A 26,475-nucleotide genomic window follows, 5' to 3' on the forward strand; every position below is an offset into this window, starting at 1 on the left:
TGCCGACACCCCGCACACCGGTTTTTTTACAGAATACACCCGCTCACCATCCGCCGGTACCGGACTTCAGCACCCGCAAGGCGGCAGGGCCATGTGACACACCCGGTGCCGCCAGATGGCCTGTGGCAACAGGGCACCGACCCATCTGGCGGCATCATCAGGGCGCGTCGATCAATGCGTCATATGCGGCACGGGACCGGACATGGCCTTCACGTCGCTGGCCGAGATCGTATCGGTGTAGGCATTGCCAAAATGGGTCCGGACATAGTTGACCACACTGGCGATCTGCTCGGGCGACAGCGTACCGTTGAACCATGGCATCGCGCCATAACCATTGAGGACAATGCCGGCGGGATAGGCGGCCATGGCCAGCTTCGGGTTGCCGGCCAGCGCCGGGATGACCGCAGCCCCCTTGCCACCCTTGCCATCCGCCATATGGCATGCCTGGCAGACATGCTGGTAGACCTCGGCCCCGGTCTTCATATCGTTCTTGCTGTCCCCGCCCGCACCGGGAGAATCCGCGTGCGCCATGACCGGCAAGGCCGAAATGCCGATGATGGCGAGCATGTGCAGAATGTAACGGTTCATGCTCAGGCCTCCTGCGCCCGTTTGTGAAGTCGTTTGATCGCATCAAGGGACGAAAGGAGCGCCCCCTCCTGCCAGCAGCCCAGGTAGGAGGCATGTTCACCCGCCAGCACGACCCGGCCGTCGATTTCCGTCAGGTTGCGGTAATGCTGCTTGCGGGTCTCAGCACTCCAGATGGCGCAGCAGCCCAGCGACCACGGCATGCGGCTCCAGGCCACGGCCACGCCATTGCTGAATTCCTTGCGGTATTGCGGGTGCAGCACCGATCCCTGCGCCAGCCCGACCTCGATCCGTTCGGCAGGGGTCATGCCCGCGATATCAAGGCCCGCCATGCTCTTGGTATAGGCCCCCAGCAGGACGGCGGGACCAGAGGACTGGAAGCCGTAGCTGGGATAGGACACCTGCGAGATTTCCTGGTTGGTGAAGCTGATGCCACCATAGATGTCATCATCCTGTTCCCAGAACCGGCGCTTGAACTCCAGCCCCATCTTGATGTGCGATGTATAGGGAACCGCGCCGATGGCGGCCTTCATGCCCGGGGAGACCTGGATATCGATCTGGCTCAGCACGGAAAGCGGGATGGTGCACACACACCAGTCGGCCGTCTCCTCCGAGACCTTGCCCGTGCCGGTATGCTCCCACGTCACGCGCACGCCGTGATCATCCTGCGCGATGCGGCTGACGCGCGCATTCATGGTGATGAGGTCGGAAACCTGTTTTGCAAAGCCCTTGCCGATCATGTCCACCCCGCCGGTCGGCTGGAACATGGTCGTCTGCATCTCGTAGTTCATGAACGTGGCAAGGGACTGCCACATCGCGGGCCGGAACAGGTCGTGCCGGTCAAGAAGCTGGGAGGGTACGGGCGCGCCATCCGGGCCACCGCCGGGGCGCTTTTCCCATCCACGCCGTGTCGAGGTATGCACGCTACTCTTGTAGCGGAAATCCTCATCCAGCAGGCCCCAGCCACGCATCGCTTCCTTGAGCTGCATGCGGTCTTCCTGGGTCAGTTCCTGATCGAGCGTGTGCCCGTCGATCGACTTCGCCAGCAGTTCGGCTACGACACCGGTGAAATCACAGGCCACGTCACGATAGCGCATCGGCTTGCCCCCGAACGCATCGGGACTGTGCACGAAGGCATTGTAATTGAGCTGGATGAAAGGTTCCAGCGCGACCCCGAACTGCTTGCAGTAATGCAGCAGGGCGCGGTGGTGGTAGGGAATGCGCCATGGGCCGGGGTTGATGTAGTTTCCGGGCGCGAATTCCACTTTCTGCACCGGCGTGCCCATTTCGACCACGCGATCGCCGCCACGCAGCGTCCAGTTCCGGCCACCTGTCCGGTTCTGGTATTCAAGGACACGTACGGAATAACCGGCCTTGCGCAGTTCATAGGCGGCCAGCATGCCGGCAAGCCCTGCCCCCAGGACAAGCACTTTCGTACCCTTGCGGGCACCGGACAGGACCGGCGGCCCCGTAAAGCGTGAATCAGCTGCATACCCCATGACCGTCATGGCCTGGTAGAGGGCTGCGGTTCCTCCGGCAAGGCCAAGCGCGGTCAGAAGCTGGCGTCGGGTTGAAGAGACCATAAGGCGGGGCTCCCTGTTCAGGAAAAGACGTCCTTTCCCCCGACAATTCGGGGCAAGGCCGTGCTGGGTCATGTTTTTTTCTATAATCAATAAGGTTCGATGCCGCAATATTACGCATCAGTAATGTTATGATGGACATCACGAGCACACAGCCCGTTCGGGCAGGATATCCCTTAATGCCCTGCGTATCCTTGGTATTTTATTTCCAGGACAGAAAAAAAGGCACACCGAACGGAATCCGGTGTGCCAGGGCTGGAAAAATAAACACCAAGTATCAGAAAGTCGCGTTTATGCGGCCATAGTAATAACCACCCGTGATCGGAACCTGCGACGAGTTCTGGTCATACAGGTTAACGCCGTTGGAATCGTTTTCCGTGGGCAGGCGACGGGGCCGGATGTTGAACACATCGTTCGCGCCGACAGCGATATGCAGGTGGCGGTTGACCCGGTAGCCGATTTCGATATCGGTCAGCCAGCGCGGCGTGTTCTTGAACTGCGCAAAGCAGGTGTTCGAGGCATAGAGCGCACCGCCGCTCGAGCAGCTACCGCTGGTGGTGTAGTCGTAATAGGTCAGCATGTCCGTCGTCTCGCCGTAGCGGGTCTGGCGAACATTGAAGTCCCAGCTACCAATTGTATAGAACGCGTTCAGGATGATCTTGCTGCGCGGATAGGCCGTGGTCAGGTAAGCCGTATTCTGCGCGTTGAGCAGGGCATTACCCGTCGAAGACGTGCCATTGTGGTGCAGGCGGGTACGGTTGAGGTCCAGCGCCATGCTCAGCGTCAGGTTGCCATACCGGTGCAGGCGGAACATGTAGTCTGCCTTGATATCAAGGCCCTGCGTACGGGTGCTGGCACCGTTGGTCAGGTAATAGGCGGAAACGGTGGACACATCCAGGCCGTTGGCCGGCAGGGTGTATCCCATCTCCTCGATGGCGTTGACCGCGGCCTGACCCTTCGTGGTGCCACCACCCACGATACGGTCACGCAGGTTAATCTGATAGACATCCGCTTCGACATGGAAGCCGTCAACCGGTTCAAGCACGATACCACCGCTCTCGCTGGTGGAACGCTCGGGCTTGAGGTTCGAGGCACCAAGGCTGCGCGCGGCCTCGGATGACACGGGCAGCATGCCCGAAGCCGTCGTCGGGCCGACGCTCATGGCGCTGTAATGTTCTTCGGCCAGGGTTGGCGCACGGAAACCGGTGCTGATGGTACCACGCAGGGCCACCCGGCGGTTGAAGTCATAACGGGTCGAGATCTTGCCGTTTTCCGTGTCGCCCACGTCGGTGTAGTGTTCAAAGCGACCGGCGAAGTCCACGCTCCATTTCTTGGTGAAATGGAAGTCGCCATCAAGGTACCATGCCCAGATGTCACGGCTCCAGGAACCGGCACTCTGCGGCCCCAGCCCGGCATAGCCCTGCGTGCCACCCGCCTGGTAGGACGGCGGGTTGCCGGCCCAGATGTCATAGGTTTCCAGGCGATGCTCGGCGCCGAAGGCCAGCGTCATCGGAACCTTGTGGCCGATATCGAAATGACGGCGGAAATCGAGGTTGTTCGTCCACTGCGCCATGCGATAGGTTTCGGAGCGTGTCTTCGTCGGCGACCAGCCGCACCCGTCCGTGGATGCATAGGCCGCGGGCCCACTGTTGCAGGTCGAGGCCAGCATGCCGGTATTGGCGGTGTTCTTGTCGCCAATCTTGTCTTCATCCGCGCCATACACGGTGCTGAGGTCCCAGTTGAACCCCATGAAGTTGTCACCCTTCAGGCCCAGCATGGCGGAGTAGTCGTTCTCCTCCATGGTTTCGATGGGCGTGAAGCCATTGGGGTACATCGACGGCGCAATGGTCGGGATACGGTAGTTTTCATACGCTTCCGCATGGCGGTGCGCATAGGTGATCAGGCCATAGAAGTTGATGCCGGGCGTCAACTGCTTGCCCCAGTCGATCGACAGGTTCTCGCGCGTTTCCTCGGGCGTGCTCATCAGCACGTTCGTGCTGGGATCAATGTATTTCGCGCCCGCCACCAGGCCATTATAGTAACCGGTGGTGTGCGCGCCCTCGGGCCATGTGCCCAGCAGGCGGTGGTCGCGCGCGCCCTTGGGCACGTCATGGTCGGTGTGGTACACCTGCCCCGAAAGGTGCAGGTACCCATCCTGCCCCAGCTTCATGCCGCCATCGGCATTGACCTGGTACTGCCACCCGCCACCGTTATAGGCGTTGGCGCCGGTCTGGTAGCTGGCGTCAAAGCCATGGTCCTGCTTCTTGGTGATGATGTTCACCACGCCGGCAATGGCATCGGAGCCATACATGGCCGCGGCCCCGTCTTCCAGTACCTCGATATGGTCAATGGCGTTGGCGGGGATCATGTTCAGGTCAACCGGCGTCGCGCCGAAGGCCGGGCCCGGGTTCTGCGTCATGTTGCCGGTGGAGTGGCGGCGCTTGCCATCGACCAGGACCAGGACCTCGTTCGGGTTGAGGCCACGCATGCGGATAGCCGATGTCAGGGCCGCCGTGTCACTGCCCTTCGCGCCGACGTTGATCGAGGCATAGGTGCGGGTTATGGCATCGGCCAAGTTCATCTGGCCGGAACGGCGCAGGGTCGCGGCCGTTACAACGGTAACGGGACTGGTGCTCTGGCGGGCGCGCCGGTTGGAAGAATGCGTGCCCGTTACAATGATGGCCTCACTCGTATCGGCGGGCGCGGCAGTACGGGCAGCGGCTTTCAGGGTATTCGCCTTCTGCGCGGTCGTGCCCGATGCCTTGGATGGCGTTGAACGGACAATGCGATGCCTGGATGAATCAACGTCCGTATCAGCTGCCACGGCAGCCTTCATAACGGCGTCCACTCCGGCGGGGACTGTAAAAACGGTCGCCGCCACAAGCCAACGTCTGAGAATCATGAGGTTACCTTTCTGATTCATCTAAAGGTTACAACAAAGAAACATCTACAATAAATTTTTCATTAAAAATAAAAAATTGGAACCACTTAATATATTTTCGCCGTTTTGTTGTTTTCTTGCAACATTTTAGGTTATGACAAAGAAAAAACTTTCAACCCCGCCCCGGAGCCTGCCTGCCTATGGAAGCTTCAGGCGGGAAACCACCCGAAAAAATATCCATATGAATTAAAAGGATTTTTTGTCACTGATTACACATGCACGTCCTGCCGGACCCGTCGCCCCCACGGAATTGATATCGAAACAGGCATACAGGCGCCTTGCGCCATACGATCTGACAATATCAATGAAACCCCGCCGGAAAAGCATTTTTTATATGGTATTCCATGAATAAAACTATGTTCTGGCAGATCGATGCAAATGACTCCTGACATGGTACCGCCTACCCGGTTCACAGCACACCATGAACGGATTTTGCATTACAAATATATCATGAACAAGATCATTACATTTGTAATTTATTATATATTCTGAAGATAGAAGTAATTATGTTTCCAAACCACTTGTCCAGCCATGCCCCCCCAGAAATGACCGTTTGCGATTGGCACAGGCGGGAACGCGCAAAACAACAACCTGCCTGACGCTGCATGCACGACAGGCACCATGGCTGCGCGCGGCATGACCAACGGGATGACCGGCCACAGGCCAGCAGGTGGAAACAGGCCACTTTCTGCCTGTCGGCGTCAGGAAAACAAGTTTGCCATAACGGTCAGCCTGGCTGCCGAACCCAGATCATGAAGCACACAGCCCCCGCGCACGCCCCCTGCCTGCAATCACGACACAGGCACTGGATATGACAATCGCCCCGGCAGTCCTGCCGGGGCGACGCTCTGGTTTTCTTCCATCCACACCACGATGCGGATAATGATTCAGGTGACTTCAGGCGCCGAGCAATCAGACCATGATCTGGTCAAGGGCGTCACAGAAAGCCTTCATGTCTTCCGCCGAGCCAACCGTCACGCGCGACATGGTGGGCCAGATCGGCCAGTTGCGGCCGATATCGATCTTGCGGGCGGCAAAGGCATCCCGCATGGTCTGCGCCGGCTGCTTCCAGTCAACCATGAACATGTTGGCCTCGCTGGGCAGGTAGGTCAGGCCACGCTTTTTCAGGTGGGCGAAGGTCGCCTCCCTTACGGCGATCATCTGGCTGCGGCGTTCGGCAATCGCGGCGGTCTGGGTCAGGCTTGCCGTGCCGGTGGCCAGCGCCACGATCGACAGCGTGCCCGACTGGTTGAGGCCATCGTAGCGCATCATCTTCTCGTGCAGGTCAGGCCGCGCCATGCTCAGGCCCAGGCGCAGTCCTGCCATGGCGAACAGCTTGGAGAAGGTGCGCAGAACCACGACATCCTTGTTCTCCGCCACCAGCTTCGCCGCACTCGGCGCACCGGAGAAGTGGATGTAGGCTTCATCGACCAGGACGATGGACCCCTCGGGCTTGTGGGCCACGAGCCACTTGATGTCCGCCAGCGGGGTGACCGTGCCGGTTGGGTTGTTGGGCGAGCAGACATAGTAAATGCCGGCATTCGGGTCGGCCTTCAGCATGGCCCGCACATCGGTCACATATTTGTTTTCCGCCCGCAGCGGCACCTTGGTGACCTTCACGCCCAGCCATGACGCGGTGCGCCACGAGGCCTCGAATGTCGGGTCGGCCGTGACAAGGCCGCGCGTGGGCGAACAGAAGGTCACGACGGTGCGGCTCAGCGGGTCACTCGATCCCGGCCAGGGCAGGATATGCGTCTCGGGCACCTTCTCGACCTGCGAGACGGTCTGGATCAGCTGCTCACGCAGGTTCGAGGGTTCATAACGGTTGCCCAGGGGCACCACCGCCGCCCCGGCCTGTGCCGCGGTGGGGAAGGGGCCGGTCCAGCATTCGTTGCTGCCGATGCGGACCATGCCGGACTTGTTCTGTGCTTCCTCGATCGGGGCCTTGGGGCTGGCGGCCGCGCTCTTGGCCGCAGCCGTGCCGCTGAGCAGCGGGGACGCGGCCATCGCCGCCGAGCCAAGCCCGAGCAGGGCTGAAATGCGACCGAACTGGCGGCGGGAATATCCCCGTGCCAGAAGGTCTTCCTTCGCTTCTTTTGAAAGTAGGACACCCATGGACTTGTCACCTTGATGTTTTGCAGGAATGCAATCGAACCCTGGCGGAGGAAATACAGACACCCATAATCCGCCACTGGTTTCCTTATCGTAATGAAACCGGCAGCATTGCGGCGTATGGCGCCTGACCGGGGAAGGGTCATGTCAGCACACGGGCCCGCAGGAAAATCCGATGCGTATATTTCCCGCAAAGAGCAATAACATTCCCTTTACCAGAAACTTTCCTGACTTGATCATAAAACAGATGCAATGGCAATCATTGCATCGTATAAAAATTCTCCCTTGTTATTTTATAATAATTATACAATAGAAATGCGCGGGCCCTGTTCCCCTGCCCGCCACATCAGTCAGTGATCATCGACTTTCAGCGGCCCCGCCATGCTGCCCACCACCTGGGGCGTCAGGGCATCCGTGTAGTGATTGCCAAAATGCGTCCTGACATAGTTGACGACATCCGCGACCTGCGCGGGTGACAGCACGCCATTGAACCACGGCATGGCCCCCTTGCCGTTCATGACCACGGTTGCGGGATAGGCCGCAACCGCCAGATGCGGGTCTGACGCCAGCGCCGGGATGGTTCCCGCCCCCGTGCCCCCCTTGCCATCCGCCATATGGCAGGCCTGGCAGATATGTTCATAGACCTGTTGGCCCGTTTTCAGTTGCGCGGGGTCCGCCGCATCCGCGGCAAAACAGAATGACGGTGCGGCCCCGACAGACAGGGCCACAGACGCAGCCACGGCCCATGCCCTGATATCTTGCATGCCCATCATCAAGCTTCCTGTGCCCGTTTGTGCAACCGTTTCACCGCATCCATGGAGGACAGGAGCGCACCTTCCTGCCATCCCCCCAGATAGGAGGCATGGTCCCCCGCCAGGACGATCCGGCCATCAAGCGCGACCAGGTCCTGGTAATAGGCCTTCCTGTCCGCCTCGCTCCAGCGCGCGCGACAGCCCAGCATCCAGGGCACGCGACTCCAGGCGACGGAGGTGCCGTTCATGAATTCCCTGCGGTATTGCGGGTGGATGACCTCACCCTGCTTCAGGGCGGTTTCCAAACGCTGTTCAGGTGTCATCGCCGCGAAGTCGAGCCCCGCCAGATTGAGGGGAAAGCCCCCCAGCAGCACGGCGGGGCCGCTGGAATGCATCCGGTCGTTGGGATAGGAAATCAGGGCGATTTCCTGGCTGGTGAAACTGATCCCGCCATAAATCGCTTCGTCTTCCTCCCAGAAGCGGCGGCGGAATTCCATGCCGATCTTCGCATGGCTCGAATAGGGCACGGCCCTGATGCCCGCCTGCATCTTGGGCGAGACCTGCACAGGGATCTGCGCCAGCACCGTCAGCGGCATGGCGCATACGCACCAGTCGGCCCTTGTCTGCCCCGCCGCCCCGCTGACACGGTCGGCATGGCTGACCGTAACGCCCGAATCGTCCTGGGCGATGGCCGTCACCTTGCGGTTGAAGGTGATCAGCCTGCCCACATGCCGGGCAAAGGCCTTGCCGATCATGTCCATGCCGCCAACAGGCTGGAACATGGTGGGCTGCATCTCGTATGTCATGAAGAACTTCATGGTGTTCCACACGCACGGATCGAGCACATCGCTAAACGGCAGCAGGTCCGAGGCAATGGGCGCGCCATCGGGGCCGCCACCGGGCGGGCGCTCATATCCCCGTCGGGTCGAGACATGCAGCCCCTTGCGGTAGGAATAGGATGCATCGAGCATGCCCCATTCGCGCAGCGCCACCAGCAGGCGTTCGCGGTCCTCCTTCGTCAGGACCTGGTCGAGGTTGTTCTGGTTGACGGACTTGCCCAGCAGTTCGGAAATATTGCCGATGAAATCCGAGGCCCCATCGCGGTACCGCTGCGGCCTGCCGCCAAAGGCATTCGTACTGTGCACATATGCGTTGTTGTTGAACTGGATGAACGGTTCAAGCTGCACGCCGAACTGCTTGCAATAATGCAGGATGGCCCGGTGATGGTGCGGGATGCGCCACGGGCCGGGATTGAAATAGTTCCCCGCCGCAAACCCGACCTTCTGGGTCGCGCCCCCCAGTTCGGTATAGGTATCGCCCCCGCGCAGGGTCCAGTTCCGGCCACCCGCGCGATCCTGGTATTCAAGCAACTGGACCCTGTAGCCCGCCTTGTCCAGTTCATAGGCCGCCGCAAGGCCGGCAAGCCCCGCGCCCAGCACCACGACACTGTCGCCCCTGCGGGCCCTGCCCAGTTCCGGCGTGCCCCTGAACTGCGATTCTTCCGCATGGCCCAGGGCGGTCATGGCCTGGTACATCGCAGCGGTTCCGGCGGTCAGGCCGATCCTGAGCAGCAGGTCCCGCCGCGTCGGGCCGGAAGCGTTGGCGGGCATGCCTCAGGATTCCCTGATCATGATGATATCAAAACGATATAGATGCAGCATGCCTGGTCCCTTTCCCTACGGAATCTTTCCGCCGCCAGCTTAATTGTAAATCCGCGGCATACAACTCATTATGTTTTCGTAACGGAAAATTCAGCGCCCGCAGGCGTTTTCATACGGCAAGCGTGTTCAGGATGGCATCAGCAACCTGCTGGAGGTGCCTTTGCATCAGCATCGACGCCCGCTCCGCATCCTTGTGCCGCATCGCATCCAGGATCTGGCAGTGTTCCTGCCGCCCGGGTTCGAGCCGTTGCGGGATCTGGTCAAAACCGTACAGCCGGGTACGTTCACGCAGTTCGTTGACATTACGCGCCAGCAGGCGGTTGCCGCTGGCTTCGGCAATCGTGGCATGGAACATGTTATCGACATCCCAGTGCGCCTCGGCGGTGATGTGTTCCATCCGCAGGAGCGCGACTTCGCGCGCGTGCAGGATGTCCAGCGTGGCAGGGCTGATCCGGTGTGTCGCCAGCTTGACGCCCTCGCCTTCCAGCAGGCGGCGCAGCACCAGGATCTCCAGCACATCCTCGGTGCGGATGGCGTTCACCATGATGGTGCGCCCGCTCTGCCGCAGCAGCCCTTCCCCCACCAGCCGGCGCAGCGCATCCCGGACCGGCGTGCGGGACAGCCCCAGCCGCAGCGCCACTTCCCGTTCGATGACGACGGTATCGGCTTCAAGCTGGCCTTCGAGTATCCACCGCCGGACAGTTTCAAATGCGTCCTCGGACAGGCTCCCCCTGGGGGCCGAAGACCGCTGCTTGTCAGATAACATCATATGCGCCGCCGCATCACACGGCCTTTCAGACAGGATAGAAGCCACCATCGCACGCCTGTGCACGGGATGGGCGGAAAGCAATTTTCCGTTCCGGAACGCGCGAACCTGCCCCACCAGTGATGGGCAATGTCCTTGAGTTACTGCTGAAATTTTCCCGGTCACCGCAGTATGTCCCGACCATATCCCCACCCGGATCGGACATGCAATAATTTTCAGAACCCAATGGTATACTTCTTGCATTCCAGCGCACGGTCGTTATAGATAAGAAACGATCAACCCGATGCCATGCGCGCCGGCGGGTCGTCCGGTTTTCCTTCGCAAGGCATCGTGCCGCACCGTCCCATGGCAACCGGGCCACCAGCCTTCCCGCACGGACCCGTCCGGTCCCGGAATGCCTTCCGTGCCGGGAACAGGACGCCCCATCATCGGATTTTCATATTGGATGTGCCTCCATGTCACTTGAAAAAGCGGGCTTCAGTTTACCAGGGCTGGGTAGGATCGCGTCAGAAACCTGCTGCCCCATCCCGGAGGAACTGAAAGCCAGGCTGCTTTCCGTCGCGGTGCCCACGCTGTCCGCCATCATGTTCAAGATGGGGCTGCACACGCGCTTCTTTTCCGACCTGCACCCCCTCCAGCCTGCGTGCAGGCGGTTCTGCGGCCCGGCATGGACGGTGCGCGCCATGCCCGTGCGCGAAGACATCCGCGAGGGAATCGCCCAGCGCCAGGTCCCCAGCCTGAACCGGATGGCGCTTGACGCCGCACCAGCGGACAGCGTGGTGGTGGTTGGCAGCGGCGGCCATCCGGAAGTCTCGTTCATGGGCGACATCATGGCCACGTCACTGATGGTACGCGGCATTGCCGGGGTCATCCTCGATACCAGCGTGTCCGATGTCTCGATCGTGGGCAAAATGGAACTGCCGGTCGTATGCGCGGGCCGGAACGTGCGCTCCTCCTTCTCGGCGCTGATGGTCATTGGCTGCGATGAACCCGTTGGCGTGCAGGGGGTGGCGGTCTTTCCCGGTGACATCATCGTCGGTGACGAGGACGGCGCGGTATGCGTGCCCCGCCACCTTGCCGATGAAATTGCCGATGCCGCGATCGAACAGGAAGCGCTGGAAGCCTTCATCATCAAAAAAGTCGCCACGGGCATGCCGATCGATATCGCCTACCCGCCCAGCCCGCAGATCCTGGCCGAATACGAACAGTGGCGCGCCACGCAGGAAAAAACGACATGACCATGCCGGGTGGCGCCGTGGTGGTCACGGGCGATACGGGCTTCGTCGGCCTGAATGTTGTCGAGGCCCTGCTGGGCAGGGGACGTTGCGTCATCGGGATTTCGGACCGGGCGCTGCCGGCTTCGCTCACGCGCCATTTCCCCATGTCCGATGGCCGCTACATCCACCACCAGGGTGACATTACCGACCCGGCCTTCGTGCGTGCGTGCTTTGGCGGCCGGGACATCGCCGCCGTCATCCATCTTGCGGCCGTTACATCCGGCGCGGCACAGGAATGCCAGCGCGCGGCGGCAACGGTTGCCGTCAACCTGGGTGGCACGGTCAATGCCATCAATGCGGCCGCGGAAGCGGGCGTGCGGAATTTCCTTTTCGCCAGTTCCGTCGCCGTCTACGGCAATGACTTCCCCGATGGCACCTGGCTGAAGGAAAGCACCCCGCGCGCGCCAGCCAGCCTGTACGCCATCAGCAAATACAGCGGCGAACAGATCGCGGCGCGACTGGCCGCCCAATGGGGCATGACGCTGAAGATCGGCCGGCTGGGACGGGTTTTCGGGCCATACGAACATGAAACCGGCGTGCGGGATACGCTCAGCCAGATCTTTGTCGCAACCCGGGCCGCCCGGACGGGTCAGCCGGTGCATTTCGCACGGCCGTGCATCAAGAACTGGCAGTACGCACGCGATGCGGCAGCCGCCCTGATCGCGCTGTCCGACATCGCGCAGCCCGTGCGCCAGACCTACAACATGGGCGCGCCAACCGCCTGGTCACTACTGGACTGGTGCCGCCTGCTGCGCACGGCCTATCCCGATTTCCGTTTTGCTGTCGGGCCGCAACCCGCGCCACCCGGCGCGCTGTCCATCGACCTGTGGGGCGACCACGATGGCGGCCTGCTGTCAGGCGCGCTGTTCCGCCAGGACGTGATGGATGCGCCCTGCTGCGACATGCAGGCCGCCTTCAGGGATTACATGCAGTTCCTGCACACATCGGACACAGAAGGAAAATGCCATGACGTCTGATCTCGCCATGCTGGAAGCACGGATCAGCCGCGACCTGGACATGATCGCGTACCCCGAGGGCCAGTGGGTACCGGAACATGCCGTCGATGGCCAACCCGTCCATGACGTGGTCATCATCGGTGCCGGCCAGGGGGGACTTGCAATCGGCATGGCCCTGCGGCACCAGCAGCGGATCGACAATTTCTTCATTGCCGACAGGGCCGCCCCCGGCCGGGAAGGCCCGTGGCTGGATTACGCGCGCATGGAAACACTGCGCACGGCCAAGACGGTAACCGGCATCGACCTTGGCGTACCAAGCCAGACGTTCCAGGCCTGGTACGACGCAACACACGGGGAAGGCCGGTTCAACACCCTGTCCAAAATCCCCAAGGAAGACTGGGCCGCCTATCTGGTCTGGCTGCAGCAGGTCCACAAGCTGCCAGTGCGCAATGGCTGGGACCTGCGCGACGTGACGGAAAAAAAAGGCTACCTGTCGCTGTCATTCGACACCCCCGATGGCCCGCGCGGCGTCCTTGCGCGCAAGATGGTGCTGGCCAACGGGATCGAGGGCAGCGGCCAGTGGATGATGCCCGATGTCATAAGGGCTCTTCCCGCGCCGCTGCGCGCCCATACGGCGGACCCCATCGATTTTGCCGCCCTGCGCGGCAGGCGCGTGGTGGTGATCGGGGCTGGCGCCTCGGCCTTTGACAACGCGGCAACCGCGCTGGAAGCCGGAGCGGGCACGGTCACGCTGCTGTGCCGCCGCCCCGAGATCCAGCGCGTCCAGCCCTACAAGATCATTGCATTCCCCGGCTTCCTCGACCATTTCGGCACGTTGCCCGACAGCCAGCGCTGGGGCATGATGCGCTACCTGCTCAACGTGCGTGAAGCCCTGACGCTGGAGACATGGAACCGCGCCACCATCCATGACAATTTCACCCTGCTCACCGGCGCACCGGTCACGCAGGCGCGCGCCTGTGGCGATGAAGCCGTGCTGACCACGCCACGCGGCGACATCATGGCGGATTTCGTCATTACCGGCACGGGGCTGGACATCAACCTGCATGCACGGCCCGAACTGCACCACGTCGCCCCGCATGTGGCGCTGTGGCGCGACCGTTACCCCGCACCGCCGGGTGAGCACGATGCCAGGCTGGAACGCTACCCCTACCTGGGTAACGGCATGGAATTCCTGGAGCGCACACCCGGCGCCACGCCCTGGATCAACCGGATCCACTGCTTCAATTTCGGCACCACGGTCAGCATGGGTCCATGCGGGTCATCGATCAGCGCCATGAAATATTCCGTGCCCCGCCTGGCACGCGCCATTGGCCGCGACCTGTTCGCCGAGGATTTCCTTGAACACGAGGCCCGGATCCGATCCTATCAGACACCCGAATTCCCCCTGACCTTTGCCCGTGACCTGCCTCAGGCCGGCCACCGGCCGGTCGCCACAGTGGAGAACCCGTAATGGACCTGGGACTGACAGGACGCAGGGCGCTGGTGACGGGCGCCAGCCGTGGGCTGGGGCGCGCCGTGGCGCGGGCACTGCTGGCGGAAGGGGCCACCGTCGTGGCGACGGCGCGCGATGTCGCGGCCATCGCGGCATGGATCGGTGAACTGCCCGAAGACATGCGCGGCCGTGCCTCCGCAGCACGGCTGGACCTGTCGCAGCGTTCGGACATCGATGCCGTGGTGGAAAAAATGGAAGCCACCGGTGGCGTTGACATCATCGTAAACAACAGCGGCGGGCCACCGCCCTGCGCCGCCGCCGCCGTGCAGCCCGAGACATGGGCCGCGCAGTTTGAGATGATGGCGAACAATATCTTCTACCTCGACACGCGGCTGCTGCCGGGCATGGTGGAACGCGGCTGGGGGCGGATCATCACGATTGCCTCCAGCGGCGTCACGCAGCCCATCCCTGGCCTTGCCCTGTCAAACGGCATCCGCGCCGCCGTGATCGGCTGGTCCAAGACACTGAGTGCCGAAGTCGCCGCCAGCGGGGTGACGGTGAACGTGGTCATTCCCGGCCGCATCCATACCGACCGGGTCGACACGCTGGACAACGTGGCGGCACAGCGGCGCGGTGTCAGCGTGGCGGACGTGGTGCGGGCCTCGCACAGCACCATTCCCGCCGGGCGGTATGGCCGCCCGGAGGAATTTGCCGATACGGTCGCCTTTATCGCCAGTGACAGGGCCTCCTACATCACGGGCACGCAGATCCGTGTCGATGGCGGCCTGATCCGGAGTATCTGACACCATGATCACCACCACCAGACGGCGCCTGTTCATGCTGGCGGCAGGCAGTGCGTTCTACCGGGCCGCCCCCGCATGGGCGGGTGAAACGGAACTCGCCGCCCTGCGCAGCCGTGGGGTCATCCGGATCGGGACCTCCGGCACGTCGCCCCCCCTATACCGGCATCGACTTCGCCAACAACCTGACCGGCTACGACATCGACTGGGGCAACCTGATCGGCAAGGGGCTGGGCCTGCGGGTCGAATGGGCCAAGATCGATTTCCGTGGCCTGATGATCGCCTTGCAGAGCGGTCAGGTCGATGCCCTGATGTCGGGCATCCGCATCACGCCCGAACGCACGCAGTCCTTCACCTTTTCACGCCCCTACGCCTATGACGAGACCGTGGCCGTCGTGGGCAGCGCGGACACCTCCATCCATGATTTCGCCGGGATCGCGGGGCACCAGATCGCCGTGGTCGCCGGTTCCTACCAGGAACAGGTCGCCCGCGCCATTCCCGGTGCCACATCGGTCATGGCGCTGCCTTCGGCGGGCGATGTGTTCATGTCCCTGCGCACGGGCCATGCCGATGTGGCCGTGCTGGGGATGAGTGCCATTTCCTATTACCGCAAGTCCGGACACGATGATTTCAAGGTGGTCGCGACCGGGGCGCAGGCCACGCCGCAGGGGGTCGTCTTCCGCAAGGGGGCGGACGACCTGAAGGCGGCGGTGGATGCGATTATCGATGAAAAAATCAGGGACGGCACCTATGCACGGCTTTACACGCAGTATTTCGGCATCGCCCCGCCGCCCGTCGACGGGATGCAACACTAGGTACCAGCCGCGACACCGAACGGCACCCGGAAAACCACACGACATGAACGGATGACCGCCAGGCGGCTGGATCAGGCGGGGCGATCCGCCCGGCCTGCCACGCAATAGGCGCCATCAGGACCACCGTGCCGCATGCCATGAAACGAAAGCCTTGATATGAACTGGGCCCTTGTCTGGAATTACCTTCCCTACCTGCTGCATGCCGCGGGAATGACATTGCTGATTTCGGCAATGGCCATCGCGGGGGGCACCGTGCTGGGCCTTGTGCTGGCCCTGGCGCGCAGCGAACTTGGCAGGTGGGCCGGTTTCACGGTGGCGGCCTATACCTGGCTGGTACGGGGCACGCCACTGCTGCTGCAGATTTTCGTCGTCTATTACTGGCTGCCCGGCCTGGGCATCAGGCTGGCGGCGTTTCCCGCGGGCGTGATGGTGCTGGCGCTCAACGCCACCGCCTATTACGCCGACATCTTCCGTTCCGCGCTGCAAACGGTGCCCCCCGGCCAGATCGAGGCGGCCCTTGCCGTGGGGCTGCCGTGGCTGCCCACCATGCGCCGGATCGTCATCCCGCAGGCTTTCGTGCCCGCGCTGCCACCCTATATCGGGCAGTCGATCACGGTGGTGAAGAACACGTCACTCGTATCCGTCATTTCCGTGCAGGAACTGATGTTCACCAGTGAGTCCATCTACAGTTCGACCTATCGCGTGGTCGAGACGATCGGCGTCGCCGGTGTGCTGTACCTGGGCATCACCTCCATCCTCCAGGTCTTCCAGATCTGGATGGAACATCGCATCCATGCCAGCAAGACGAGGGTTCGATGACCGGCTCACTCATCCACCTCCACAACGTCCAGAAGAAATTCGGCCACACCACCGTACTCGACGGCATCTCCCTCGATGTCCGGGCCGGTGATGTCATGGCGGTGATCGGGCCATCCGGCTCGGGCAAGAGCACCCTGCTGCGGATCGTGAACCAGCTTGAACAGCATGATGCGGGCCTTGTGGCCATCAATGGCGAAAAAATCGACGCCGCGACACCACGCCGCCAGCTTGCCCGCATCCGCACGCAGGTCGGCATGGTTTTCCAGGGGTTTCACCTGTGGCCCAACATGAGCGTGCTCGACAACATCACGCTGGCCCCGCGCACGATACGTGGGCTGTCGCGCGAACAGGCCGACGCACAGGCCGAACAGCTTCTGGCGCGTGTCGGCCTGTCGGCGCAGAGGGACCGGCGGCCCGAAAACCTGTCCGGCGGCCAGAAGCAGCGCGTGGCGATCGCGCGCGCCCTGGCCATGGAGCCGCTGGCCATCCTGTTTGATGAACCGACCTCGGCGCTGGACCCGCACCTGTCCAACGAAGTGCTGGAAGTCATGGCCGACCTTGCGACGACGGCAGGGGTGACCATGATGGTGGTCACCCATGAAATCGGCTTTGCCCGCCGGATCGCCAACCGGACCGTGTACATGCAGGGCGGGCGGATCGTGCAGGATGCCCCGACCGACACCTTTTTCGAACACCAGCAGGACCCCGATATCCTGAAATTCCTCAGCCATACCTGATACATACCGGCCCGCATGACCTGATACCGGTCCCCTCGGCCAAGGAGAAAATGCATCATGACATACCAGCAGGTCATCCGTGGCCAGATCGTCACCCCCGAGCGGGTCATCCGCGATGGCTGGCTTGCCATCCGTGACGGGCGCATCGCCGCGCTGGGCGATGGCCCCCACCCCGATGCGCATGACGTGCATGACGCCGGACAGGCCTACATCATGCCCGGCGTGGTGGACGGGCAGACCCATGCCGGCAGTTACGGTGGCCTGCCGGGGCTGGAGGCCACGACACGGTCGGCCGTTGCCGGCGGTGTCACAACCATTGTCGACATGCCCTATGACAGCCCTGCCCCGCTATGCGACCTCGAGACCCTGGATGCCAAGGTCGCGGCGGTGGGGCGTTTCGCCCATTGCGACTGCGCGCTGTATGCGACCCTCCTGCCCGGGCAGTCGGTGGAAATGATCCCGCTGCTGATCGCGGGCGGGGTGGCGGCGTTCAAGATCTCGGCCTTCGAGGCGAACCCCACCCGTTTCCCCCGTATTCCCGCCGACATGGTGCTGGACATGTTCAATGCCCTGAGTGGCACGGCGGTGCCGCTGGGGCTGCATAACGAGGACCAGGAAATCGTGCGCACCACCATCGCGCGCATGAAGGCCGAGGGGCGGGACGGGATTGCCAGCCATTCCCCCAGCCGCCCGGTCGCGGCGGAGATGGCATCCTCCGCGCATTTCCTGGAACTTGGCTTCAATGCCGAGGCCCATGCGCACCTGGTCCATATCTCGCACGCCAGGGGCTTTGACATGGTGGCCCATTACAAGGCGGATGGCGGGCGCGCCACGGGTGAAACCTGTGTCCATTACCTGTGGTTCGACCCCGATGAGGACGGCCCCGCACTGGGCGCGCGCATGAAGGTCAACCCGCCCATCCGCCCGGGCGAGCGGGAACGGCTGTGGGCGCAGCTGCTTGCGGACCGGATCGATTTTGTCAGTTCGGACCATGCAAGCTGGCCACTTTCATCAAAGGAAACCGGCTCGATCTTTACCGCGGGCGCGGGTGTGCCGGGGCTGGAAACCCTGCTGCCCGCCTTCTTTACCGCCGCCGCCGCACGTGGGCTGGATGCGCCGCTGCTGGCCGCGAAATACCTGTGCGAGCGTCCTGCCCGCTTCTTCGGGTTATGGCCGCGCAAGGGCAGCATCCGGATCGGCGCCGATGCCGACGTGGTGGTGCTGGAACGCAAGGACCATAAATGGGACAGCGCCGCCGCCCATGATGGCCTGTGCTGGAGCCCCTATGACGGGGCGGTTTTCACGGGCAAGGTCACGAAGGTCTGGCTGCGCGGCCAGCTTGCATGGGATGGCGCCGAGATCATGAACGCCCCGGGCGACGGGCAGTATGTGCGCCGCGAAGCAGCCCCCATGCCTGCCTGAGCATCTGTATCCGCAGTGCCCTCCGGCCATGCCGGGGGGAAACTGCTGGGGGGAACTGCTACGGAATTCCAGATCGTCAGCCCAAAACAAAGCTTCAGGAAACGCCGCCTTTGTGGAACAGGGCGGCCTCCCGGAAAGTTTTACCTATACGACGACATGGCGCGGCGTCTCCCCCGCCTGCCATTGCAGGATCTGCCGGGCGCAACAGGAGGCGGTCGCCCGCAGGGCTTCATCGGATGTGCCGGCAAGGTGCGGTGACAGGACCAGCCGTGGCGCATCAAGGAGCGGGCTGTCCGCCGGAAGCGGTTCGACCGCGAAGACATCCAGCGCCGCCGCCCCCAGTTTCCCCGCCTTCAGCGCCGCCGCCAGGGCCGCATCATCAACCAGGCCGCCCCTGCCGGTATTGAGCATGATTGCATCGGGCTTCATCAGCGCCAGTGTTGCCGCATTGATCATGCGTTCCGTATCGGGGCGCAGCGGCCGGTGCAGCGAAACGATATCCGCGCGGCGCAGCAGCCTGTCCAGCGTGGACACGCGTTGCACACCGGCCGTGGCAAAGACATCATCAGGGGTGTTGGGTGACCATGCGATCACCTCCATCCCCAGCCCCTTGTGGCACATATCCGCCACCATGCGCCCGATGGCGCCAAACCCCGCAAGGCCCAGCACACACCCCGAAAGCTGGCGCATCCCGCCGGCGTAGCGAAAATCCCACGCGCCCTGCCGCACGGCCCCGTCCGCCTCGACCAGGCGGCGGGCGGCCGCGATCATGAGACCCAGCGTATATTCCGCGACAGCGCGTGTATTGGTGCCCGGCGTATTGACCACACGGATGCCGTGATGGCGGGCATGTTCCAGATCAATACGGTTGGTGCCCACGCCATGGCTGGCCACGATCCGCAAGCCGGGGGCTGCCCGCATCGCTGCCGCATCAAGCCCCAGGTCGCGTGTGATGACAGCCGTGGCATCACCGATTTCGCGCACGACCGTCGCCATTGTCGGGCTGGAGGCCACCCTGACGCGCCAGCCCGCGGCACACAGGACCTGCCGCGCGGCGTCATCGACGGGCTGGGTGATGAAACACAGCGGGGCCACGCCGCCCACGGCAGGGGCGTTCATGTCCTTCCCCCATTGCGGGCGATGCGCCCTGCGCCCTGCCGCCGCCCCATCAGGCCGCGTTCCAGAACAGCCGTCCATCCCTGCGGGTGAAAGCCATCCTGTAAGGCGTGCACAGCGTCTCGAATTTATCAAGGATGCTTTCGGCCTCCGCCCCGGTGGCCAGAACCGGGCAGCCACGTGCATGGGCCGATTCACCATGCCCGAGCGACACCGGCAGGATCTCGATGCCCCTGAGGGCGCCATCCGCGAAATCGCAGATCGGCACGATGGTTTCCCAGAAGCGGACATCGGCGGGAAAGCCCTTGCGATCGTTGTTGCTGCGTTTCTTGTACACCTGGTGGGGGGTCAGGTTCAGCGGTACGCGGTTGGCGGCATGGGATTCCGCGGGCAGGCGTTCGACCAGTTCATTCTGGCCGATGAAATTGCCAAGGCTGTAGAAAATCGGCCGCCCGGCATAAATCTCCATGCCGCGCAGCAGGTGCGGGCCATGACACACGATGATGTCGGCACCCGCGTCAATCGCGCGCACGGCGAACTGGCGCATGAAATCCGCCGGGACCTCGACATCCAGCACACCTTCGGCGTTATAGCCGCTTTCGTGCCCGTGCAGGCTGACCACCACGATATCCGAAACCAGGCGGGCCTCCTGCACCCAGCGTTCGATATCCGCGATGTCGCGCTCGTTCGCGGTCGTGGCGATGCGGGTCCTGTCGGAACGGACAAACTGCATGTTCCCCATGGCCAGCGTGTTTTCAGGCGGCGGGAAGGCAAACCCAAGCTGGATTTTCTGTTCCCGGTCACGTGCCAGGCCCAGCCGGTCATAAACCGCATGCAGTTGCTGCATTTCCTCGGGTGTGACGTGATAGCTCGTCTGGACATGCAGGGGGCTGACGCCCGGTCGCCCCTGCATCAGGCTGGTCTGCTCCGCCGCTTCCTGCCCGCGTGCGAAGGTGGAAACGCATGACAGCATGCCCACCGTGCCCCGTTCATGCGTGAAATAGACGGGGCGGCGGGCTTCCTCCAGGTTCGTGCCCACACCCGCGTAGAGCAACTGCCGCGCCTTCATTTCCGCAATGGCCTTGCGCAGGCCGGAAATACTGTAATCCAGGCTATGGTTCGTTGCCGCGGCAAACAGGTCGAAGCCCGCATCCTTCAGTTCATCCAGCACCCAGGCCTGCGCGCCGAAATGCGTGCCGCCGTGATCCAGCGCCGGGTCACCCTCAAAATCATTGGGCACCAGTTCAAGGTTGGTAAAAGACGCGTCACAGCCACGGATGATGTCAAACAGCGGCCTGAGCTTTGCATTCGTCTTGCTGTTCAGGCGACGGAACAGGATGCTGTCACCGGTCAGGGAAATTTTCATGAAAACCGTTTCCAGTTAATGGGATGGGACACAACGGGGGCGGCCATCCAGGCCCGCCTGCCGGTGCAGCAGGCGCCCCAGCAGGGCGGTGGCCGCCGCGAAATCATCAAATTCCATGGCTTCATCCGGGTTATGGCTGCCATTGGCATTGCGGACAAAGATCATGGCGGTGGGGATGCCCTGATTGGCGAAAAGGGCGGTATCATGGCCCGCGCCACTGGGCATGGCCGTGGCCGAAAGGCCCATGGCGGGCGCAAGCGTATCCAGCAATGCGGTGCACATGCCTTCATCCATCCGGGCCGGGGTGCTGCCTGTCCGCGGGCCAAGGTCGATGCTCACGCCTTCCTGCGCCTCGACCGCGCGCGCGACCTGTTCGATTTCATCACCCATCTGGCGCAGCAGTTGCGGATCACGCGAGCGGACATCGATCGACAGTTCGACATCGCCTGCAATCGTGCTGAAATCAGCCTGGTCGGGATCGGTGCGGAAAACACCGAATGTCAGCGTCATTTCATCGCCCTGGCTTTCATGCTCCAGCCAGCGTTCATGCAGCCGCCGCGTCAACGCCACCGCCCCCATGACCGCATCGCGGCGGAAGGCGCGCGGCGTTGCACCGGAATGGGCATAGGTACCGCGCACATGGACATTGCGGTAGCGCAGGCTGCCGCAGATCCCGCTTACGATGCCCACGACCGTCCCGGTCTGTATCAGCACCGGCCCCTGTTCGATATGGAGTTCAATGAAACAGGCGATCCGGCCCGCATCCAGGCCGCCCGCGGCATGGGCGGAGGGGTCGCCGCCCGCCTGGGCCATATGGTCGGCCAGTGAGCGGCCCGTATCACGCCGCACCACGGCCAGGTCGGCCGGGGTCAGCAGGCAGAACGCTGCCTTGCTACCGATATAGGAGACAGGGAACCAGGCACTTTCCTCCGCCCGGATGGCCATGACCGTGACATCGCAGGCAGGCCGGTATCCGGCACGGCACCAGCCGGCCAGTACGCTCAGGCCCGCGACAACGCCCGCCGCGCCGTCAAAATTACCGCCGACCGGTACGGAATCGAGGTGTGAGCCGGTCATGACCACCGGTGCCGTCCGGTCCTGGCCCGGCATCGTCATGTACAGGTTGGCCGCCCAGTCCCGGCGGACCTCAAGCCCCAGTTGCCGCGCGGTTTCGGCAAAAAGGAGATGGGCACGGTTCTCCCCATCCCCATAGGAGGCGCGGGTGATACCCCTGCCGTCAAAGCCGATCTGATGCAACGCCACGAACAGCGTGCGGGCCAGATCCAGGTCCGGTCCCGGGCTTTCCTGATCAGGTAAAACCGAAGGAGAAGGCATGATGGTCCTCGCAAAACAGGATGTCGCGCCAGCAGGGCGGCAGGATGGCAGGTAGCCGAGGCGCGGCCCGGTTTTCCCGCCATCGCGTTCAGCAGCCGGCATCCGCAACGGAACCGGCACGACAGCCCCGATACATTACGATATCAATATGACATATTGACATGCTGGTTGTATACCATAAGAATTCCAATCAGGGAGACGGAGGAAACCCCAAGGCATAACCAGGCCCACAAGGCACATGGACAGGCCCCATGGGCCAAAACCCCTGCCCGCGCCGTTGCGTGGCCGCCACCAGGCTTCAGCGCATCACGCTGTCACAATGCGGCGTCTTGCCCCGAAGGACGGCCCCACACCGCGCGGCAACATTGACGGCTGCATGCGCCGGGCCGATTGTTCAGGAACGGTTCACCATCGCTGCACATGCCGGCATGTCAGGAGTGAAATGGACACGCGATTTCTGGAAACATTTCTTGTGGTTATCGAACGCGGTTCGCTGGCCGAGGCCGCGCGCCACCTTAATGTGACACCTGCCGCCATTGCCCAGCGTATCCATGCGATCGAGGAAGAAATCGGCCTTGAACTCCTGCAGCGCAATGGCCGCACCGTACAGCCAACCGATCACGCCGCCGCCATTATCGAACAGGCGCGCAACATCCTGCAGCAGGTCCGGGAGCTGCGCACGATCGCCGCGCTGGACAAGCCAAGCGGCAAACTGAGGGTCGGCGCGATCTCGACCGCGCTGACCGGCATCCTGCCACAGGCGCTTGGCCGTTTTTTCCACCTGTTTCCCGACATCGAACTACACGTCATTCCCGGTTCCTCCTCCTCGCTGTACGAGCAGTTGCGTAACGGTGCCATCGATGCCGCGTTTATCGTGTGCCCTCCCTTCGAACTTCCCAAGATGTATGAATGGCACAACATCCGTTCCGAACCGCTGATCGTGATTGCCCCGCCCGACGAGAAGCGCAAGGACCCGTTCCGGATCCTGAAAACCCATCGCTTCATCCGCTACGACCGCAATCACTGGGGCGGGCGGCAGGCCGACACCTACATGATCCAGCACAACATATGCCCCCGTGAACAACTGGAACTGGATTCACTCGAGGCCATCGCGCTGATGGTGAATGAGGGAATTGGCGCCTCGCTGGTGCCGGACTGGGCGCCGCCATGGCCTGAAGGGATCAGGGTGCGCAAGATCAGCCTGCCCGCATCCGCCCCCGCCCCCCAGCGCCATGTCGGGCTGATATGGCCTTCCACTTCATCGCGCACGCGCCTGATCAACCGGCTCCTGCAGATGTTCAAATAAGGCGGGCTATGGAAAATTGCCTATCATAATAATTGCTTTCGTTTGAAATTATTATAATCACGCTTTGAAAAACGCGGGTCTGGCCCTAGATTCAAGTCCCGCTGTTTTTTCATTAAGTAACAGGGCAGGTTCCGCAATATGTCAAAACCCTTCCATCTGGCGTTCCCGGTCAATGACCTTGATGCGGCCAGGAATTTTTACGGCAGTATTCTGCAGTGCCCGGAAGGACGCAGTAGCGATACATGGATCGACTTCGACCTGTATGGCAACCAGATTGTCGCGCACCAGGTGCTGTCCGCCGCCCACCCCACGAACGGCGCGGGCGCGGTTGATGGACATAACGTGCCGATCCCCCATTTCGGCATCGTGCTGGATATGGCAAGCTGGAAGGCACTGGCCGCAAGGCTTCAGGCAGCCAATGTCCGCTTTGGCATGGAACCGCAGGTGCGTTTTGCCGGCCTGCCCGGCGAACAGGCGACCATGTTTGTTTATGATCCGGCGGGCAATGCACTGGAATTCAAGGCATTCAATGACATGAGCCTTCTGTTTGCGCCCAATCCCTAGCACTACAGTTGCATTTTATGGTGCGTTCTGACTCTATGGATCACCCTGATTCAGGATTTCATGAATGGCGGGTCGTCAGTTGAAGAAACGCTGGAACTGTGGGCGTCTGGGCTTCGGGCAGCAAAGAAGCGGATTGTCCCGCTGTTTACGCAAAAGCGTGTAGCGGCTTCTGCGTGTGCCTTCCTTGATGTCCTGATTGGCAACGAACCACGCAAGACGGGATGGATGCATGCATAAGCAGCAGGCGATCCTGGTCCGTGGCGGCAACAGGCGCTTCTGGGTCGCGGGCAATGGGATGCCGATGCCCTTCGTGACGTCGTCAGGGACCATGTGATCGGGCAGTTGGGCACTGAAGATGGCGTACTGGTTATTGACGAGACCGGTTTGCTGAAGAAAGGCCAGGCCTCCTGTGGTATGGGGCGACAGTATACGGGTTCTGCCGGCAAGATCACGAACGGCCAGATCGGTGTGTTTGGCGCTTATGTTTCGGAACGGAGGCATGCCTTTATCGACCGCGCCCTGTATCCTCCAAAAGACTGGACATCAAAGCCTGAGCGCATGAAGCGGGTTCATGTTCCTGATGACGTGGTGTTTGCGACCAAACCGGCACTGGCATCGAAGATGATCGAGCGGTGTCTGGATGCTGGTGTGCCTTTTCGTTGGGTTGCTGCGGACAGCGTTTATGGTGTGGGCGACGTGGAACGCACGCTTCGCCGGGCAGGAATTGGATATGTCCTTGGGGTCATGGGCAATCACTGGTTCGGATCATGGGCAACGGAACCGCTGATTGCCGGAGAGGCGAAAGATATTGCAGCAGGACTGCCAGACCAGGCCTGGCGTCGTCTGTCAGCGGGGCACGGCACAAAAGGTGAGCGGCTGTATGACCAGGCGCTTCTTCCGCTTGCCGATCTGGATGCTGAAGAATTTGACTGCCCTATAGCCGGACCATGGACACGTGGCCTGTTGATCCGGCGGAACATCGCTGACGGGGACCTTGCCTGTTTTACGACCTGGTGCCCGAAAGGGACAACCACGCAGGAACTGGTGAACGTCGAAGGGACACGCTGGAGAATTGAAGAAGGGTTCGAGACCGCAAAAAACGAATTCGGTCTCGATCATAACGAAACCCGTTCTTGGCACGGGTGGCATCGGCCTGTCTCCTGGTCATGCTGGCCTATGCCGTCATGGCCAGTGTCCGTTACCAGGCAAACTCACTGAAACCGAAAAAAACACCGCACAGGACACGACAGTCCTCGTCCGCTGGTCCATTCAGGAAATCAGGCGCCTCGTCGTAAAACTCTCACAACGCAGGTTACCCGTCGCCCACATTCTCAGATGGTCTGTCTTTCGACGAACACATCAGGCCAGCGCTATCCGTGCTCATTCACGCCATAAAATGCAACTGTAGTGCTAAGTGACAGCCCTCACCCGGACGAAGTCATCGTAGTTCGATCGGGGAATTTCCATTGATATGCGCCGTCCTGACTGTTGCCTTGATGAAAGCGCGGCACTGCCCGACCAACGGCTGTATTTCTGGGCAAGGGCACATTGGGTACCCTGTTTCTGGCCTCCCGCGCGACTGCATCACGCTTAAGGTGGCTGTTCTACGGCATACAGGCGCTCGAATTTCTACCCGTCCCCATCAATCTTATTCTTCTCGTCCTGAATTTCCGGGATGGTTTGCAGCATGCTCGACGACAACAGGTGCAGAACGCTTAACAGGCCCTCCCGCGCACCAACGACAATGACTGAAACGGATTGACGAGGCGATCAGGACCGCAAAACGGGTGTGTGTATCTCCACTGAGGCCGTTACAGATTCAGCCTCGCGGTGGACACCATGTGGACACCACACCTCAAAACGACGAAAGCCGCCTTGCGGCGGCTTTCTCGTATCCGACTGACTTCCTGATGAAATCTGGAGCGGGCGATGGGATTCGAACCCACGACCCCAACCTTGGCAAGGTTGTGCTCTACCCCTGAGCTACGCCCGCGCTCCGTGTCGGTGAAGCGGGTTTTACGGTAAAGCCGTGAGGGCCGCAAGGGGGAAAAATGCGTTTTCCGAAGTTTTTTTTCATCCCGCCACAAGGCGGTTGCGACGCTCGCGGGGAAT

The 26,475-nt window shown here is 62.0% G+C and carries 20 protein-coding genes, 1 tRNA gene and 1 pseudogene; 11 read left to right on the forward strand and 11 right to left on the reverse strand.

Translation table 11 applies throughout. The features are described 5' to 3' along the window. Window positions 1–171: 171 nt before the first annotated feature. From HNW77_RS03850 to HNW77_RS03880, 7 genes are all read right to left on the reverse strand, one after another. Window positions 172–588: a c-type cytochrome gene (locus HNW77_RS03850; RefSeq protein WP_172155559.1), complete on the reverse strand. Its 417-nt coding sequence runs from the start codon at window positions 586–588 to the stop codon at window positions 172–174. 2 nt (window positions 589–590) lie between these two features. Then, window positions 591–2,168 (reverse strand): flavin monoamine oxidase family protein, encoded by a 1,578-nt coding sequence (locus HNW77_RS03855; RefSeq protein WP_172155561.1) that lies wholly within the window; start codon window positions 2,166–2,168, stop codon window positions 591–593. Window positions 2,169–2,442: 274 nt separating this feature from the next. Further along, window positions 2,443–5,067 carry a TonB-dependent receptor plug domain-containing protein gene (locus HNW77_RS03860; RefSeq protein ID WP_172155563.1) on the reverse strand — a complete coding sequence of 875 codons (2,625 nt, stop codon included), beginning with the start codon at window positions 5,065–5,067 and terminating at the stop codon, window positions 2,443–2,445. Window positions 5,068–6,018: 951 nt separating this feature from the next. Continuing rightward, window positions 6,019–7,221, reverse strand: a complete 1,203-nt coding sequence (locus HNW77_RS03865; protein WP_172155565.1) for a pyridoxal phosphate-dependent aminotransferase — start codon at window positions 7,219–7,221, stop codon at window positions 6,019–6,021. Between the two features lie 347 nt (window positions 7,222–7,568). Continuing rightward, window positions 7,569–7,991 (reverse strand): c-type cytochrome, encoded by a 423-nt coding sequence (locus tag HNW77_RS03870; RefSeq protein ID WP_306665928.1) that lies wholly within the window; start codon window positions 7,989–7,991, stop codon window positions 7,569–7,571. After that, a complete protein-coding gene (locus HNW77_RS03875) occupies window positions 7,991–9,580 on the reverse strand; it encodes a flavin monoamine oxidase family protein (protein WP_172155567.1) in 1,590 nt (529 codons plus the stop codon). Before HNW77_RS03875 ends, HNW77_RS03870 begins: the two co-directional genes overlap by 1 nt. Before the next feature lie 160 nt (window positions 9,581–9,740). Then, window positions 9,741–10,400 (reverse strand): GntR family transcriptional regulator, encoded by a 660-nt coding sequence (locus HNW77_RS03880; protein ID WP_172155569.1) that lies wholly within the window; start codon window positions 10,398–10,400, stop codon window positions 9,741–9,743. 452 nt (window positions 10,401–10,852) lie between these two features. On the opposite strand from HNW77_RS03880, the gene HNW77_RS03885 reads away from it, so the two are divergent. The 8 genes from HNW77_RS03885 (at window position 10,853) to HNW77_RS03920 (ending at window position 18,676) form a co-directional block, all read left to right on the forward strand. Further along, the gene (locus tag HNW77_RS03885) at window positions 10,853–11,635 is read left to right on the forward strand and encodes an RraA family protein (RefSeq protein ID WP_172155570.1); all 783 of its coding nucleotides are present in this window, start codon (window positions 10,853–10,855) and stop codon (window positions 11,633–11,635) included. Next, window positions 11,632–12,651 carry an NAD-dependent epimerase/dehydratase family protein gene (locus tag HNW77_RS03890; protein ID WP_172155571.1) on the forward strand — a complete coding sequence of 340 codons (1,020 nt, stop codon included), beginning with the start codon at window positions 11,632–11,634 and terminating at the stop codon, window positions 12,649–12,651. The genes HNW77_RS03885 and HNW77_RS03890 overlap by 4 nt, the downstream gene beginning before the upstream one ends. Further along, on the forward strand, window positions 12,641–14,101 hold the full coding sequence (locus tag HNW77_RS03895) for an NAD(P)-binding domain-containing protein (protein WP_172155572.1): 1,461 nt from the start codon (window positions 12,641–12,643) through the stop codon (window positions 14,099–14,101). Before HNW77_RS03890 ends, HNW77_RS03895 begins: the two co-directional genes overlap by 11 nt. After that, window positions 14,101–14,886, forward strand: coding sequence for an SDR family oxidoreductase (locus tag HNW77_RS03900; RefSeq protein ID WP_172155573.1), 786 nt, complete (start codon window positions 14,101–14,103; stop codon window positions 14,884–14,886). The genes HNW77_RS03895 and HNW77_RS03900 overlap by 1 nt, the downstream gene beginning before the upstream one ends. Before the next feature lie 50 nt (window positions 14,887–14,936). Beyond that, window positions 14,937–15,698 carry a transporter substrate-binding domain-containing protein gene (locus tag HNW77_RS03905; protein WP_172155574.1) on the forward strand — a complete coding sequence of 254 codons (762 nt, stop codon included), beginning with the start codon at window positions 14,937–14,939 and terminating at the stop codon, window positions 15,696–15,698. Window positions 15,699–15,854: 156 nt separating this feature from the next. After that, window positions 15,855–16,517: an amino acid ABC transporter permease gene (locus HNW77_RS03910; protein WP_172155575.1), complete on the forward strand. Its 663-nt coding sequence runs from the start codon at window positions 15,855–15,857 to the stop codon at window positions 16,515–16,517. After that, window positions 16,514–17,254 carry an amino acid ABC transporter ATP-binding protein gene (locus HNW77_RS03915; RefSeq protein WP_172155576.1) on the forward strand — a complete coding sequence of 247 codons (741 nt, stop codon included), beginning with the start codon at window positions 16,514–16,516 and terminating at the stop codon, window positions 17,252–17,254. Before HNW77_RS03910 ends, HNW77_RS03915 begins: the two co-directional genes overlap by 4 nt. A gap of 57 nt (window positions 17,255–17,311) precedes the next feature. Further along, a complete protein-coding gene (locus tag HNW77_RS03920; RefSeq protein ID WP_172155584.1) occupies window positions 17,312–18,676 on the forward strand; it encodes a dihydroorotase in 1,365 nt (454 codons plus the stop codon). Between the two features lie 144 nt (window positions 18,677–18,820). On the opposite strand, the gene HNW77_RS03925 is transcribed toward HNW77_RS03920, so the two are convergent. Genes HNW77_RS03925 through HNW77_RS03935 form a run of 3 tightly spaced genes read right to left on the reverse strand, consistent with a single transcriptional unit; the run spans window position 18,821 to window position 22,493 of the window. Beyond that, on the reverse strand, window positions 18,821–19,795 hold the full coding sequence (locus HNW77_RS03925; protein WP_172155586.1) for an NAD(P)-dependent oxidoreductase: 975 nt from the start codon (window positions 19,793–19,795) through the stop codon (window positions 18,821–18,823). Window positions 19,796–19,844: 49 nt separating this feature from the next. Continuing rightward, a complete protein-coding gene (locus HNW77_RS03930) occupies window positions 19,845–21,158 on the reverse strand; it encodes a CapA family protein (protein ID WP_172155588.1) in 1,314 nt (437 codons plus the stop codon). A 15-nt stretch (window positions 21,159–21,173) separates the two neighbouring features. Continuing rightward, a complete protein-coding gene (locus HNW77_RS03935) occupies window positions 21,174–22,493 on the reverse strand; it encodes a Zn-dependent hydrolase (RefSeq protein ID WP_172155590.1) in 1,320 nt (439 codons plus the stop codon). 442 nt (window positions 22,494–22,935) lie between these two features. Here HNW77_RS03935 and HNW77_RS03940 point away from each other — a divergent pair, with 442 nt between their 5' ends. The 3 genes and pseudogenes from HNW77_RS03940 (at window position 22,936) to HNW77_RS03950 (ending at window position 25,658) form a co-directional block, all read left to right on the forward strand. Continuing rightward, on the forward strand, window positions 22,936–23,799 hold the full coding sequence (locus HNW77_RS03940) for a LysR family transcriptional regulator (RefSeq protein WP_172155592.1): 864 nt from the start codon (window positions 22,936–22,938) through the stop codon (window positions 23,797–23,799). A gap of 138 nt (window positions 23,800–23,937) precedes the next feature. After that, a complete protein-coding gene (locus tag HNW77_RS03945; RefSeq protein ID WP_172155594.1) occupies window positions 23,938–24,363 on the forward strand; it encodes a VOC family protein in 426 nt (141 codons plus the stop codon). Window positions 24,364–24,423: 60 nt separating this feature from the next. Next, window positions 24,424–25,658, forward strand: a pseudogene (locus HNW77_RS03950) (IS701 family transposase). A 623-nt stretch (window positions 25,659–26,281) separates the two neighbouring features. Here the strand turns inward: HNW77_RS03950 and HNW77_RS03955 are convergent. Further along, a tRNA-Gly gene (locus HNW77_RS03955) sits at window positions 26,282–26,356 on the reverse strand. Window positions 26,357–26,475 lie beyond the last annotated feature (119 nt).

The sequence above is a fragment of the Komagataeibacter melomenusus genome, assembly GCF_013155395.1.
In the GTDB taxonomy this organism is placed as follows: Bacteria; Pseudomonadota; Alphaproteobacteria; order Acetobacterales; family Acetobacteraceae; genus Komagataeibacter; species Komagataeibacter melomenusus.

Coding starts and splice junctions, on each gene's coding strand:
- HNW77_RS03875 (WP_172155567.1), bottom strand. CDS start 9,580: ATGCCCGCCAACGCTTCCGGCCCGACGCGGCGGGACCTGCTGCTCAGG.
- HNW77_RS03885 (WP_172155570.1), top strand. CDS start 10,853: ATGTCACTTGAAAAAGCGGGCTTCAGTTTACCAGGGCTGGGTAGGATC.
- HNW77_RS03915 (WP_172155576.1), top strand. CDS start 16,514: ATGACCGGCTCACTCATCCACCTCCACAACGTCCAGAAGAAATTCGGC.
- HNW77_RS03925 (WP_172155586.1), bottom strand. CDS start 19,795: ATGAACGCCCCTGCCGTGGGCGGCGTGGCCCCGCTGTGTTTCATCACC.
- HNW77_RS03920 (WP_172155584.1), top strand. CDS start 17,312: ATGACATACCAGCAGGTCATCCGTGGCCAGATCGTCACCCCCGAGCGG.
- HNW77_RS03870 (WP_306665928.1), bottom strand. CDS start 7,991: ATGATGGGCATGCAAGATATCAGGGCATGGGCCGTGGCTGCGTCTGTG.
- HNW77_RS03860 (WP_172155563.1), bottom strand. CDS start 5,067: ATGATTCTCAGACGTTGGCTTGTGGCGGCGACCGTTTTTACAGTCCCC.
- HNW77_RS03895 (WP_172155572.1), top strand. CDS start 12,641: ATGACGTCTGATCTCGCCATGCTGGAAGCACGGATCAGCCGCGACCTG.
- HNW77_RS03910 (WP_172155575.1), top strand. CDS start 15,855: ATGAACTGGGCCCTTGTCTGGAATTACCTTCCCTACCTGCTGCATGCC.
- HNW77_RS03880 (WP_172155569.1), bottom strand. CDS start 10,400: ATGATGTTATCTGACAAGCAGCGGTCTTCGGCCCCCAGGGGGAGCCTG.
- HNW77_RS03935 (WP_172155590.1), bottom strand. CDS start 22,493: ATGCCTTCTCCTTCGGTTTTACCTGATCAGGAAAGCCCGGGACCGGAC.
- HNW77_RS03855 (WP_172155561.1), bottom strand. CDS start 2,168: ATGGTCTCTTCAACCCGACGCCAGCTTCTGACCGCGCTTGGCCTTGCC.
- HNW77_RS03865 (WP_172155565.1), bottom strand. CDS start 7,221: ATGGGTGTCCTACTTTCAAAAGAAGCGAAGGAAGACCTTCTGGCACGG.
- HNW77_RS03945 (WP_172155594.1), top strand. CDS start 23,938: ATGTCAAAACCCTTCCATCTGGCGTTCCCGGTCAATGACCTTGATGCG.
- HNW77_RS03940 (WP_172155592.1), top strand. CDS start 22,936: ATGGACACGCGATTTCTGGAAACATTTCTTGTGGTTATCGAACGCGGT.
- HNW77_RS03890 (WP_172155571.1), top strand. CDS start 11,632: ATGACCATGCCGGGTGGCGCCGTGGTGGTCACGGGCGATACGGGCTTC.
- HNW77_RS03850 (WP_172155559.1), bottom strand. CDS start 588: ATGAACCGTTACATTCTGCACATGCTCGCCATCATCGGCATTTCGGCC.
- HNW77_RS03900 (WP_172155573.1), top strand. CDS start 14,101: ATGGACCTGGGACTGACAGGACGCAGGGCGCTGGTGACGGGCGCCAGC.
- HNW77_RS03930 (WP_172155588.1), bottom strand. CDS start 21,158: ATGAAAATTTCCCTGACCGGTGACAGCATCCTGTTCCGTCGCCTGAAC.